The 13,796-nt window shown below is 44.8% G+C and carries 11 protein-coding genes; 6 read left to right on the forward strand and 5 right to left on the reverse strand.

Going from position 1 to position 13,796, the window contains the following annotated elements; all coding sequences use genetic code 11:
- Window positions 1-152, reverse strand: a 152-nt coding sequence (locus V7D75_RS05655; protein ID WP_442968920.1) for a GNAT family N-acetyltransferase, incomplete at its 3' end; no start/stop codon positions are given.
- A gap of 493 nt (window positions 153-645) precedes the next feature.
- Between V7D75_RS05655 and ettA the strand changes: the two genes are divergently transcribed.
- On the forward strand, window positions 646-2,307 hold the full coding sequence (gene ettA / locus V7D75_RS05660; RefSeq protein ID WP_333613762.1) for an energy-dependent translational throttle protein EttA: 1,662 nt from the start codon (window positions 646-648) through the stop codon (window positions 2,305-2,307).
- A 113-nt stretch (window positions 2,308-2,420) separates the two neighbouring features.
- On the opposite strand, the gene plsB is transcribed toward ettA, so the two are convergent.
- Window positions 2,421-5,240: a glycerol-3-phosphate 1-O-acyltransferase PlsB gene (gene plsB, locus V7D75_RS05665; protein ID WP_333613763.1), complete on the reverse strand. Its 2,820-nt coding sequence runs from the start codon at window positions 5,238-5,240 to the stop codon at window positions 2,421-2,423.
- Between the two features lie 293 nt (window positions 5,241-5,533).
- Between plsB and ybaK the strand changes: the two genes are divergently transcribed.
- Both ybaK and V7D75_RS05675 read left to right on the forward strand, forming a co-directional pair.
- On the forward strand, window positions 5,534-6,022 hold the full coding sequence (gene ybaK, locus V7D75_RS05670) for a Cys-tRNA(Pro) deacylase (RefSeq protein WP_333613764.1): 489 nt from the start codon (window positions 5,534-5,536) through the stop codon (window positions 6,020-6,022).
- Window positions 6,023-6,133: 111 nt separating this feature from the next.
- On the forward strand, window positions 6,134-6,505 hold the full coding sequence (locus V7D75_RS05675) for a 5-carboxymethyl-2-hydroxymuconate Delta-isomerase (RefSeq protein ID WP_333613765.1): 372 nt from the start codon (window positions 6,134-6,136) through the stop codon (window positions 6,503-6,505).
- 48 nt (window positions 6,506-6,553) lie between these two features.
- Here the strand turns inward: V7D75_RS05675 and V7D75_RS05680 are convergent, their stop codons facing one another.
- Together V7D75_RS05680 and V7D75_RS05685 are read right to left on the reverse strand one after the other, a co-directional pair.
- Window positions 6,554-7,033, reverse strand: a complete 480-nt coding sequence (locus V7D75_RS05680) for a hypothetical protein (RefSeq protein ID WP_333613766.1) — start codon at window positions 7,031-7,033, stop codon at window positions 6,554-6,556.
- A gap of 169 nt (window positions 7,034-7,202) precedes the next feature.
- Window positions 7,203-9,023 carry an acyl-CoA dehydrogenase C-terminal domain-containing protein gene (locus tag V7D75_RS05685; RefSeq protein ID WP_333613767.1) on the reverse strand — a complete coding sequence of 607 codons (1,821 nt, stop codon included), beginning with the start codon at window positions 9,021-9,023 and terminating at the stop codon, window positions 7,203-7,205.
- A gap of 469 nt (window positions 9,024-9,492) precedes the next feature.
- Here V7D75_RS05685 and V7D75_RS05690 point away from each other — a divergent pair, with 469 nt between their 5' ends.
- The gene (locus tag V7D75_RS05690; RefSeq protein WP_333613768.1) at window positions 9,493-10,644 is read left to right on the forward strand and encodes an FUSC family protein; all 1,152 of its coding nucleotides are present in this window, start codon (window positions 9,493-9,495) and stop codon (window positions 10,642-10,644) included.
- A gap of 70 nt (window positions 10,645-10,714) precedes the next feature.
- Here the strand turns inward: V7D75_RS05690 and aroE are convergent, their stop codons facing one another.
- Window positions 10,715-11,566 carry a shikimate dehydrogenase gene (gene aroE / locus V7D75_RS05695; RefSeq protein WP_333613769.1) on the reverse strand — a complete coding sequence of 284 codons (852 nt, stop codon included), beginning with the start codon at window positions 11,564-11,566 and terminating at the stop codon, window positions 10,715-10,717.
- Window positions 11,567-12,081: 515 nt separating this feature from the next.
- Between aroE and V7D75_RS05700 the strand changes: the two genes are divergently transcribed.
- Together V7D75_RS05700 and V7D75_RS05705 are read left to right on the forward strand one after the other, a co-directional pair.
- Window positions 12,082-12,756, forward strand: a complete 675-nt coding sequence (locus V7D75_RS05700; RefSeq protein WP_442968921.1) for a hypothetical protein — start codon at window positions 12,082-12,084, stop codon at window positions 12,754-12,756.
- Between the two features lie 15 nt (window positions 12,757-12,771).
- The gene (locus tag V7D75_RS05705; RefSeq protein WP_333613771.1) at window positions 12,772-13,725 is read left to right on the forward strand and encodes an aminotransferase class IV; all 954 of its coding nucleotides are present in this window, start codon (window positions 12,772-12,774) and stop codon (window positions 13,723-13,725) included.
- Window positions 13,726-13,796: the final 71 nt, after the last annotated feature.

Consider the following 13,796-nt stretch of genomic DNA (forward strand, 5'->3'; position numbering starts at 1 on the left):
AATTCTTGTGGCACGATGGTATGGTCGTATACGAGTTGATCGCCGCGCTCTTGATAGCTGATATAGCCAGTATGACCGTTGATTGACGTTTCAAAACGTTTGGCTTGCTCATTGTGAACGATGTCTAAATTCTGTTTGTCGTTATTACTCATAGAAATTCTCCATTATCGATATTTATAATTATTCCTAGCGGTTGATAAACTGGCTATTCTTGAATATTGATTATTTAAGCATTAGTTATTAAATAGCTATCATATGCATGATCTGCTTAGTTTTAACCTTTCATTTCACTTATTGTGAGCTTTTTTAAACGAATTTTCTAGTCATTTACCGTAAGGCTAGATAGGACGAATGTTAATAGCCTTGCTTTAGCTCAAACATTGCGACAAGAGTTTGTAAGGGAGGATTTTGTATAAAGGTTTTGGCAGAGAAGGCGGATAAAATAGGCAACTCGCCATAAAAAGTCTGCAAAAAAAGTTAAAAGGCATATAAAGACAGGTAAAACAGTCCGTTAGCTTGCAGGGGTTGCGCCACAATGCGATAATGGTAAACAATTTATAACCCTGATTTTTGAGGCGCAGTCCATTTGGCATGATTGCTAAGTCTGGTTTGCACGTCTCGTCTATGCAGTCTATCGGAGTGTTAATGGCTCAATATATCTACACGATGAACAACGTGTCAAAACTTGTTCCACCTAAGCGCGAGATTTTAAAAAACATCAACCTGTCGTTTTTCCCTGGCGCCAAAATCGGTGTTTTAGGTATCAATGGTTCAGGTAAATCAACTTTGCTACGCATCATGGCGGGCGTGGATAAAGACTTTAGCGGCGAAGCGCGCGCGCAAGCAGGTACGAAGGTTGGTTATCTACCGCAGGAACCACAGCTTGATGACAGTAAAGATGTCCGCGGCAACGTCGAAGATGGTATGCGCGAAGCATTAGATGCGCTGTCACGTCTTGACGCCATTTATGCAGAATATGCTGAGCCTGATGCTGACTTTGATAAGCTTGCTGAAGAACAGGGCAAGATGGAAGACATCATCCAAGCGTGGGATGCGCATAACTTAAATACCCAACTAGAAAAAGCAGCTGATGCTTTGCGTCTACCGCCATGGGATGCTGACGTTAGCAAACTATCAGGTGGTGAAAAACGCCGTGTGGCACTATGTCGTCTGCTGTTATCACGCCCTGATATGCTGTTACTAGACGAACCGACCAACCATTTGGACGCCGAATCAGTTGCTTGGCTTGAGCAGTTCCTCCAGAACTATAGCGGTACCATCGTCGCCATTACCCATGACCGTTATTTCTTGGATAATGTCGCTCAGTGGATTTTGGAGCTTGATCGTGGCCATGGCTATCCGTACGAAGGCAACTACACTGAATGGCTCGAGCAAAAGAACACCCGTTTAGAGCAGCAAAATAAACAAGAAGAATCGTTTGCGAAAGCGCTGAAAAAAGAGCTTGAGTGGATTCGTAAAAACCAAAAAGGTCAGCAAGCTAAGTCTAAATCACGCGTGCAGCGTTTTGAGGAATTGAACTCAAAAGAGTTCCAGCAGCGTAATGAGACCTCTGAGATTTATATTCCACCGGGTCCTCGCTTGGGTAATAAAGTCGTCGAAGTCAACGATATCTCTAAATCGTTTGGCGATCGTCTGCTGTATGAAAACCTCAGCTTTAACGTCCCAGCGGGCGCTATCGTCGGTATTATCGGTCCAAACGGTGCGGGTAAAACCACGCTATTTAACATGATTACCGAACGTGATACGCCAGATACCGGTTCGGTCGATTTGGGTGAAAGTGTCAAAGTCGCTTACGTCGGACAGGTACGTGATAACTTAGATGACAAAAAGACTGTTTGGGAAGAAGTCTCTGACGGCCTCGATATCATCAAAGTAGGCGACTATGAAACCCCAAGCCGCGCTTATATTGGCCGTTTTAACTTTAAAGGCTCAGACCAACAAAAGCACGTCGGTCAATTATCAGGTGGTGAGCGTAACCGCTTACAATTAGCAAAAACGCTAAAACAGGGCGCTAACGTCTTGCTCCTTGATGAACCATCAAACGATTTGGATATCGAAACCTTACGTGCGCTAGAGGATGCCATTCAAGTATTCCCCGGTACGGTAATGGTAGTGTCGCATGATCGCTGGTTCCTTGACCGTATCGCGACCCATATTTTGGCGTTTGAAGAGGAAGGTCCAATTTGGTTCGATGGTAACTATTCTGAGTTTGAAACTTATCGTAAAAAGACCATGGGTGATGACGCTAGTCCTAAACGCATGAAGTATAAAAAGATTTCTACCTAGAATCTTTGCTAAAAACTTTGTTTTTCATAAGTATTTTTGGACAATAATTTTAGATATAAAAAAAGACCTCTAATCCGTTAGAGGTCTTTTTTATGTTCAGCTTTTACGTTGCTTTATGAACGCTTACGGCCAAACTTACGCTGCTTTTTATTACTAATCTCAGTAATGGCGTGGGCAATCTCTTCTTCGTTGAGGCTTGCCACTTGCTGCAAGATTTGCATCATATCAGGGCTGAGGACATATTTTGCATGATGGGCGATATTATCGATACGCTGATCGAAAATTAATATGCCAGTTTCTTCATCTTTTTGCAGATAATCAAGACGAATCAAAGCACCGATAAAGCTGGTGAAGAGTGCACGGTCAAAGAAGTCAGGAATGTCATCAGCGTACAGTACTGACAAACGCTGACCAAGCAAATGACAGAGGTCAACAACTTCGTTTTCGGTTAGATTACCTGAGCCTTGCTGAGCGAGTAGCGCAAGGGTCATAAAGTAACGTTCAAGGCTTTGTTCAACTGGTGTCGCAAGCACTTGTAGCTGCTGATAGCATTTGCTATTGGTCTCAGGGACGCTCAACATACCATCGCTTAGTTCTACAATCAGGCCACTTGCAAGCAGACTATCGACTTTTTTATTCAGCGTCTCTTGAAGACCGTGCGCTGAATAATAGAGGAACAGCTCGCTTTGTAAGAATGGATATAACTGCTCGGCGATACTATTGAGACGGCTGCGCTCAATGCGTCCGTTGCGCGCGACCAGAGCTGATAAGAAAGACAATAAAATAAAGACATGCAGGATATTATTACGGAAATAGCTTAGTAGCGCCGCCTGTTTGCCAGCAACTTGGATAATATCACCCAAGATATGCGGTATGCGTTCGATAAGTTTTAGCTTAATACCATAATCGATGATTTGCTGCGGCGTCATATCGGTGATAATCGTATCATCAGAGTAAGGCAAGTGCTGAGCCAGACCTTGATAAAGGGCGATTTGCTCACGGCAAATATCTTCATCAAGCGCCGCCTTTGGTGCCGATAATAATACCAATGACAATAGCGACACTGGAGTGATGACCGCTGCCTTATTGATATGCTGCATGACTTTGACGCCGATATTATCCACCATGGCGCTGGTTTTATCATCGAGTGGCGTGTCGGTGCGATCGGCAGGTAAGCTGTTGGCCGGCACATCGAATTTTTGCATAAAGTCGCTAAGATGCAGCGGCGTGCCAAAGCTTAAATGTACATTACCAAAGATACGCTCAATCTTACGCCCAACTTTGAGGAGACCGATTAGCGATTCTGACTCTTTTGGCTTGCCTTTTAGCTCGCCCACATAAGTGCCACCCTCCATGATACGCTCGTAACCGATATAAGTCGGTATAAACACCACAGGTTTATTGGTTCGGCGTAGTTGGCTATGTACCGTCATCGCTAGCATACCCAACTTTGGTGGCAGCAGTCGCCCTGAACGCGAGCGGCCGCCTTCGATAAAGTATTCAATTGGGGTATTACGGGTAATCAGCGTGTGCATATATTCACGCAGTACCGCAGTATATAGCGCGTTGCCACGGAAGCTACGACGAATATAAAAAGCAACCGCGCCGCGCAATAACGGTCCCAATACCGGTACATCCAAGTTATCACCTGCGGCAACATAAGGGATGCTTAATCCGCGCATGTAAATGACGTAGGACAGTAGCAAGTAGTCGACGTGGCTGCGATGACAAGGCACATAAATAAGCTCGTAATCAGTGGCCAATTCACGTACCCGCTCAAAGTGATGCACTTCTACGCCATCATAAAGCTGCGTCCATAACCACGTCAGGAACTTATAAAAGCCGCGCACGATAGAGTGTGAGTAATCATTGACCATCTCATTGGCATAGCCCTTGGCTAAAATTCTTGCTTCCCGCACACTGGTGCCTGACGCCGCAGCCTCTGCTTCTATTGCATGCTTGATAGCGGGCGAATAAACCAATTTATCGACCAAATTACGTCTGTCTGACAAGTCGGGGCCGAGCATGCTGGCGCGCTGTTTATCCAAATAAATATTGAGCTGCTGTTGTAATGAGCGCACCAGCTCGCGATTGCCATCGGCTGATGCAACCATAGCAAAGCTAGGCGCTATATCATTTACCTTATTAGCATCATTTACTTTATTAGCACCATTTGCCGTATCAGCGTTATCAGCTTGCGCGGCGTTTTGCGCGGCTTTGTTAGTGGACTCGGTCGCTACTGAATCAAAGACAGAAAATCCTTCGCCATCGCCTTTTAAGCTGTCATGAATAAGGCTGCGTAAATCTTGTGGCGGATGGAACTGAACAAAGGTATCACGCCCCATCACGCCGATATTAAATAACTGCTTGGTGATGCTAGGATCTTCCCAGTTATCGGCGGTCAATAGTTTAAACAACGAGTCTTCTTTCTCTGGCGCGCGTCCCCATAGGATGGATACTGGTACCAAGCGCACTTGTAATTCTGGATGTTGTAAGACCGCGGCAACCAGACGTGATAGGCGAGGTGATAACTGGCTGTCTTTAGCATGTGGATGATGTAAAAAGATAATGGCGGCATTTTCTTTAACATCATGAGTAATATCCTGCACACCGACCAAGGCGGGTGGCAGATTGTGCTCTTGTGTTTGTAGGTCAATCAAAATACTGTTGGAGCGCGAATAATCTTGCAGCACATAAAATCTAAGGATATTGTCGTCATCGTCAAATTCTGGCAACTCGCCCAAAAGCTTTGGCTTCACAGCCACATCAAGCAGCTGACCCGATAGTTTGCGATAGAGCTGGTTAATCGGCGCATTGGCATAAAGGGTTGAGGCAACCGGCAACATCTCCGCCTCGAATTCTGGGGTCGAGGTTGTATGGTCAGGTGCGACGGGCGCTTTAAAAATCCGTTTTTTTAAGAACTTCGGTATCATAATCAGTATCAAAATTAGTCAAATGTGGTGAGCTTATGATGCCATAAAAGCCATCAAAGCGATATATGGTGTCTGTATATACTGCCAATATTAATCTCATAACGGCATAGAATGCTGGTTTAAATGCCAGAGAATATTTGACCAGCCATCCGTTAAAAGGCGAAATTATTTAAAGCCAGAGGTAGAAAAATCTGCGATTTCGCGCAATACTGTAAGGGACTAAAGCAAAATATTTACATTCAAATCTATCTGGAATTTTATCTTTTAACTTCATTATTCTAAGCCAAAATATTATGACCCCTGCTATCAAACTTGCCAAACAGCAAAGCCTTGATTATTCATTGCATGAATATACTCACGACAGCACCGCCGCCTCTTTCGGGCTAGAAGCGGTAGAAAAACTGGGCATTACTGCCGAGCGTGTGTTTAAAACCCTGGTGGTGACAACCGACGCAGGCGCGCTGGCCGTAGCGATTTTGCCGGTCGATCAAACCCTAAATTTTAAAAAAGTGGCGAAGGCTTTATCGAGCAATAAAATGCTGGTCTGTAAAAAAGTACAAATGGCTGAGCCTAAATTGGTCGAACGGTCGACAGGTTATGTGCTTGGCGGCGTCAGCCCATTGGGACAAAAAAAGCGCCTACCGACGCTTATCCATGCCGCCGCGCAACAGCAAGCAACTATCTATGTGAGTGGCGGTCGCCGAGGTCTAGAGATTGAGTTGCCACCTGAGCAATTAGCGACCACGCTTGACGCACGCTTTGCCGATATCATCGATGATTAGTATTTAAGGAAAATTTTACACGCCGTTTATTCTGCGCCTTTGTCATTTGCTCTCAATAGTGTTTGCGCTGCTTATTAGCAGATTCGCTATTTTTAAATAAGGATGTTACCCATGCCGAATTTAACCATTCAAGTGACGCCAAACGTCACGATTACTCATGAAGAATCATTTATAAAAGCATTAAATCAAGTGCTATGGGACAGTGGCCACTTTGGTAAACCTGCTGATATAAAAGCCCGTATTGTACCGATTGAGACGTTTTTGGTTGGCATGGAAGATGACGAGCAGCGCAACGGCTTTGTTTATGCCCATCTAAAAATTATGAGCGGCCGTGACGAAGTCATACGCCATCAGCTCGCTGAATTATTGACGGCTGCTATAGAAGAGCGTTTGCATGCACAGCAATCAGGACGCGCCGATATTCAAATCTGTGTCGAAGTAGAGGAAATCAGCGCGATTTATCATAAAAAAATGCTGAGCTAAACGCTAGGCTCAATTGTTTATAAGAGTGATTTATAAAAATGACACGCCCTAGTTATTTTCGCATAACGATTTACTGGCAAACTTAGGCAGTACCATCACCTCAGCTTTATAACCCGCGGTTTTACCATGAGTCGCCATCAAATTGCGGGCGATACGTAAGCGATATTCGCCAGTTTCGGGTAGGCAGCCTTGGTAAATAATCCCGCCTTTGGTGCCATCATACTTACCATTTGGCATATGCAGGACGCCGACATTAGCGGTCTCAGGCGTGCCAGTAAGTGGCGCAATATTAATAACGGCGTATTGCGCAGCGCTTGCATTAAAACGATACCAGCGCTCCTCTTCGTTAGGTTTTAATTTACCCGTAACCACGCTACTAATAGCGCCTTTGGCAAAATGAATGGGGGTATCGCTGGTTTTAGCCAGCGCGCTACTGGCACCAACGCTAATTAATGAGGCACTTAGCAGCAGTATTTTTAATGCTCGTGCGCTCGTTAAAGTGGTTTTATTATTATTCGACAACATCATTACTTCCTTATTAAATTATATTTTATCAGCTGTCTATTATTTGCATGTCTATTACTTGATAACTATGGTTCTAGTATCTTCTCTGACTTTTCATTAAACATAAAAAAGCGCCTAATGAATAGGCGCTTTTCTTGTTAATTATTTGCTTGATTGTGAAGTAATCTTAATCCTAGTCTAGGAAAGCAAAGTTATCGATTTTCATTGCCGTCATGCTCTCGCTTGGAGCAACCATACTTTCAGCATGGCCTGAGGTACGCGGTAAGATTTTATCAAAGTAAAACTCTGCGGTTTGAATCTTAGCTTTGTAGAATTCTGGTGACTCAGTGCCGCCGTTTTCAAGCTTGTCATAAGCGACCGCCGCCATACGCGCCCAGTGATAACCCATCATCACATAGCCTGAGTACATCAAGAAGTCATCTGATGCCGCAGAGATGATTTCACGGTCTTTACGCGCCATCAGCATCAGGCGTACGGTCAAGGTGTTCCACTCAGCACATAGTTTGGTAAGCGCCCAAACGAATTTACGCATGTCTTTATCAAGCGCATACTCGCCGCACCATTTCATGATGCTTGAGGTGTAATCACGGATGATTTTACCTTTAGATTGCAAGATAACTTTACGACCGAGTAAGTCAAGCGCCTGTACGCCAGTGGTACCTTCGTACATCGTCGCAATACGGGCATCACGAGCGATAAGCTCCATGCCCCATTCTTTGATATAGCCGTGACCACCGTAGATTTGCTGACCGTGTTTGGCCGCTTCAATACCAAGCTCCGTTAAAAAGCCTTTTAGGATAGGCGTATAAAAGCCCAATTTGTCATCCCATTTTTCAAACTCGGCGTCATCACCATTGGCAACGCCTTGAGACATTTTGTCGGCATAGCGCGCTGAGTGATAAATCATCGAGCGACCGCCTTCAGCAAAGGCTTTTTGGGTCAATAGCATACGGCGTACGTCGGCATGATGGATAATCGCATCGGCCACTTTTTCAGGGTCTTTAGTACCTGATAGAGTACGCATAGAGCGACGGTCTTTCGCGTATGGTAGGGCATTTTGGAAAGACAATTCAGTGTGCGCCAAACCTTGGATACCGGTACCGATACGGGCAGTGTTCATAAAGGTGAACATCGCTTTTAAGCCTTTATTTGGCTCACCGATAAGGTAACCAACTGCGTCATCAAAGTTTAAAACACATGTTGACGATGAGCTGATGCCCATTTTGTGCTCGATAGAGCCACAAACCACGCCGTTACGCTCACCCGATTCACCTTCAGCATTTGGCAAGAATTTTGGTACGATAAATAGTGAGATACCGCGTGTGCCTTCTGGCGCATTTGGTAGACGGGCTAAAACGATATGGACGATATTATCGGTTAAGTCATGCTCGCCACTTGAGATAAAAATCTTGGTACCACTGATTTTATAAGTACCATCATCTTGCGGGATGGCTTTTGATTTAACCTGACCCAAATCAGTACCACACTGCGGCTCAGTCAAACACATGGTGCCCGACCACGTACCTTCGACCAATTTAGGTAAATAGATCGCTTTTTGCTCGTCGGTACCGTACTGTAGTAAGGTATTGATACAACCAGTTGATAGGCCAGGATACATCGCCCAAGGCCAGTTCGCCGTACCAATCATCTCAGCTTTGATAAGGTTAATTGACATGGGTAAATTCATACCGCCGTACTCTTCAGGGTACGAAATACCTTGCCAACCGCCTTCGACGAATTGGTCATAAGCTTCTTTAAAACCTTTAGGCGTAGTGACCACACCATTTTCAAAATGACAGCCTTCTTCATCAGCTGGTTGATAAATAGGCGCAAGGACATTTTCAGCAAAATCAGCCATGCCCTGCAAAATCATATCGACCGTTTCAGGATCAGCGTTTTCGCCATTGTCTAGGCTTTTATAATGCGTTTGATAGTCAAAAACATCATTTATCAAAAACTTGATATCACGCAAAGGTGCTTTGTAAGTTAACATAGTCGCTCTCTTTGATTATTTGGCTAGGATAGTTCGTTAGCATAGACTGTCGGCTCGTTAATTGAGCCATGGTTCATGTAAACGGGAGTTTAATTATTTGAGATAAAGGCAGACAATATCACAGGTTGTCATCTAGGTTTATTAAGTACAGCTTGTCCATTTTGATAACCGTTAAGGCAACCTTGATAAAAACAGCTGTCGTAGCATTGAGGTCAGTATAAATCTTCTATAGCCACAAATATATAACCGATAACTAATATTCATAATATATTAAAAAATGTAAAAATTTAAGTTATAAATAAAAATAGGTTATTTATTTATAAATAGGCATCAATAAGGCCAGTTTTATAAACAACCATAGTTTTAGTACAGGTTGCAGCGTCAGTTTCAGTATAGACAGCGGGATAGACGCAAAACAACCGCTAAGTGTATGAGTTACGTGCCCAAACAGAATAAAGGAACACAATTTATGAGCGCACCAAAGCGCAATTTAGCATACCAAATAGAGCACAAAACGACGTCCGTATTTTGGCTAATGGCAGTAGTTGCGCGGTTAAAAAAACTTATCGATGGTGAGCTTAACCATTTATTAACCGTCAACCGTAGCAAACGACCGTGGCACATGCCGATTATCGCTGCAATTACCATTAGTTTTCCGGTGTTTGTCGGTGCCTACTTTGATGCTCTGCCGTCTGGTATTAAAGCGTCACTAGGGGCGATGGTTATTTTAAATACACCGTTAGCAGGTAAGCTGCCGTTTCGTTTGGTGACGGTGATGGCGTGGGGGTTTGCCATGTCGCTGTGTTTTGCGCTGGGCCTGATAGCGCAGCAAATTCCGCCATTAAAATTGCCGATATTTACCTTGATGGCGTTTGGTATTGTAATTTTTGGGCGCTACTATCGTCAGCCGCCGCCCGCAGGTTTGTTTGTGATGATGGCGGGGGCGATTGCGCTATTTATCCCGCTGCCTTTAGAAGACGTCATGCCAGCCACAGGGTTGGTGATGCTCGGTAGTGGTTTTGCTTTGGTGATGGCGCTGCTATATTCGTTGTTTTTATTGGCGACGCGCCCAGCGACACCGACGCCGACCTATAACTATGAGCCCGATACCATTACGGAGAGTGTGATTGTCGCCGGTTTTGTCAGTCTATCTTTAGTCATCGCGCTGAGCTTAAATTTATCAAATCCCTATTGGGCAGCGGTCAGCTGTTTTTTGATTATCCAAGGTATTCATTTGCGTACCATGTGGATTAAGCAAATCCATCGTTTGCTTGGCACCATGGTTGGCGTTGGGCTGGCGGGATGGATGCTGGCGTGGGGTTTGCCGATATGGGGCGTGGCGCTGGCGATATTAGGCTTAATGCTGTGTATCGAAACCTTGGTCGACCGCCATTATGGCATGGCAGTGATATTTATCACCCCGCTGACGATATTTATTGCCGAATACGGTAGTGGGTTGCCGTTTACTGAACAAGCTTATCAAGAAGTCATTTTAGCGCGTTTGTTTGATACCATGATTGGTTGTGTGGTGGGGCTAAGCGGCGGAGTGGTGATGCATTCGACCAATTTACGCGTGCCGCTGCGTCGGATGGAGAATTGGCTGCTGGCGCGTTTTGGTTAACTTTATTAGCAAATAAAAAGCCGTATGATTTCTATTCATACGGCTTTTTTAATGCGTTCATTCAATGTACTTATAAACTGTCGATGACTTGCGCAACATCGACCTTATGTCCCGTCCAACGCTCAAAACTTAACGCTGCCTGCCCGATAAGCATGCCATAACCGTCTGACGTTTGTGCGCCGCGCTTGGCAAAATGCTGCAAAAATGGCAGCGCGCGTCCATACATCATATCGTAAGCATAATGGCCGTGTAGTTGGTCGCTAAGCGGCAGCGTATCGCCCGATAACCCAATCGAGGTGGCATTGATGATGATATCAAACTCACCGCTTAGCGTTTCAGTGCTACAGGTTTTAATCTGCTGCCTTGCAATCGTCTCACTTGCAGCGCTTAGCTCAGTAACTAAATTTGTCGCTTTATTTAATGTACGATTGGCAAGGGTAAGCTCGCTGATACCCACTTCAATCAATGGCAATATCACCCCGCGCGCCGCGCCGCCTGCGCCGATAATCGCCACGCGCGCGCCCTTTAGCGGCCAATCTAAACTTGTTATATGATTGACCAACCCTTGGCCGTCGGTATTATCACCATACATCGCCTCAGCTATCGGCGTGCCATTTTTTAACAACGTTTTATTGATCAACAAAGTATTTACAGCGCCTGCAACCTTGGCGTGCTCAGACAGGCCACCACGCGCCGCGCAGCACTCATAAGCCACTTGCTTAAAGGGCACAGTCACATTGGCACCAACGCCGCCGCCCTGAAAAAATGCCTCAATCACCGCAGTAAAACTGGCTGCATCATCAGGGCAATACTGGCGTTGATAGCTAATCTCTAAGCCCACCTGCGCTGCAAACTGCGTATGGATTTCAGGGGATTTGCTGTGGGCAATCGGATTGCCTATAACGATAAAATGCTGGGTCATAAAGGGTTCGCTGCTTATAAAGGGTGAAATATAGGCAAAATTAACAGGTGAGAAGTTATCAATAAAAAAGTGGCGGTTTAATTATCTTATGCAATGCCACTTATCAAATCCTACTTATCATAGGGGATAACGTTAACTTTCACAAATCTATGCTAAGCCAATCATGCTAAGACAATAAAAAAGCTAAAAACGGAGCGAATATTTGGCCAGACAGATCACGCCTTTATCTCGTGAGGTCTTTAACAAATCTGTACTCTGCCGGAGCGGTAAGTGTAAGGTAAAAGCTAGTCAAGTGTTAAGCAGTTGGGTAAACTAGGGAGCATGAAGATTTCAGTCGGCCTTATGTTTTATAATGATTAAAAGGCAATATTTAACAATCTGACTGCTACCAAAACTTATAACCAATAAATTATATAACTATAAAAGTTTAACAGACATTTTTCGTTATCAGCGGCAGCAAACCCCGCTCGTTAATACCGTTTTTGGATCCCTTTAAAAGTGTGAGTACATTGCCCATGTGGAATAAAAGCCTACAGACCTTGATGGTCAGTACGATAATGGCAGTTGGCGTGTCTTTGAGCGCCTGTAATAGCAATACAGAAAGCGATACTGCCACCAAAGAAGCAGGCGCTGATAATAGCGAGCTGACCACCGCTGAGACCTCCAAGGCAGAAAACCCCAATGCCAACGCTGATCTTGATGGCGCAACAGCTGCGCAAGGGACGCCAGTAAAATACGATATCGCCTCGTGGGGCACTGCCAAAGTAACCTCCTTAAGTATCGATGAGCTTAAAAAGATACAATCAGCCTTTGGTAAAGTGGTCAGCACCGACGAAAATAGCTTGGACTATGCCAGTAATCCGGCGTCCAAATATCGCTTTATGCAGGATGATGCGCCATATTTGGACCTGATTGATTCTGAAAAATACCTCGAGCTTGGCTGGTATTTTGCCAATCCAACCGACTCTGATAAAGAAAAAGAAATCAGTCAAAACCATGCCAAAAAAGCTTATCAGCTGGCGCGTCAATTAATGGGCGATGAAGGCGGCAAGCTGGTCGCTGATATGCTCGGCGGTCAAATCGCCAAAAATAAAACCATCGGTGGTCAAAAAGTAGAGCTGGCAAAATGCGAGTTTTATAGCTGTATGCTGGTGATTAATAAATCCGCTGCTCAAACCGCTGATAAATAAGCGGGGCTGGCCTGAATGTCGCCCAATAGCTGGATATGTATACATCTGTCAGATGCTACAGAGGCTAAATTATCATTGGATAATCGTGGGCTGGCCTACAGTGATGGTTTTTTTACCACTATGGGCGTCATCGATGGGCAGATACTGTGGTTGGACTATCATCAGCAGCGCCTTGTTTCGCATGCGGCAGCTTTGCAACTTCAGCTGAACAGCGATTCATTATTAACAATATTAAAAATGCATGCTAAGCAATTACAGCAAGGTATGCTAAAACTTATCATCACGCGCGCCGAGCAAGAAGTCCGTGGTTATGGTTATACACCAAATACTGGTGGCGGCAGTGCGTGTGAGATTTGGCTTAAATCCTCACCAATGGCCATTACTACCGCACAATCGCTGCCACTCGCTAATAATCAATTTATCCCGCTACAACCTGCCGCGAGCGCCATTTGCTTGTCCTCTCAAATTGCTTGTTTGCCGCCAATGCTTGCTGGACTAAAAAGCTTAAATCGTCTGGATAATGTGCTGGCAAGTGGCGAGCTGCAAGCTATCAAAGCTAAGACATGGACAGACACTATCAAGCCAAGCATCGCCGAAGGTCTGCTACGCGATATGAGCGGGCAGTGGGTTGAGGGCACGATGAGTAATGTGTTTTATCAATTAGTAGAAGCGCCAGTCGCAAAATCGTCCAATCGTCCACACTCTCAAAATAACAGCAGCAGCAACTATCTGAGCGCTGGTCAATGGTATACGCCGTCGATGGCGCAATCGGGCGTTGCTGGCGTGATGCGGCAAGTGATTATCGATACATTATCGACTAGTGAAAATCCCGTCATTATCCGGTCATTACAAGATAAGGATTTACCCCATTTAAGCCAGCTATTCTTTTGTAATGCGCTGCGCGGTATTATGCCCATGAGTAGTCTGAGGTTATTCTCGGGTGAAGTGGTAAGTTTTGAAGCGATTTAACCGTATTTAAAAACATTAGACCTCTTGCAAAAGTAGTTGTAAGACACAACGTATATTATTGAACTCTACTT

This window comes from Psychrobacter sp. (assembly GCF_036731945.1).
GTDB lineage: Bacteria > Pseudomonadota > Gammaproteobacteria > Pseudomonadales > Moraxellaceae > Psychrobacter.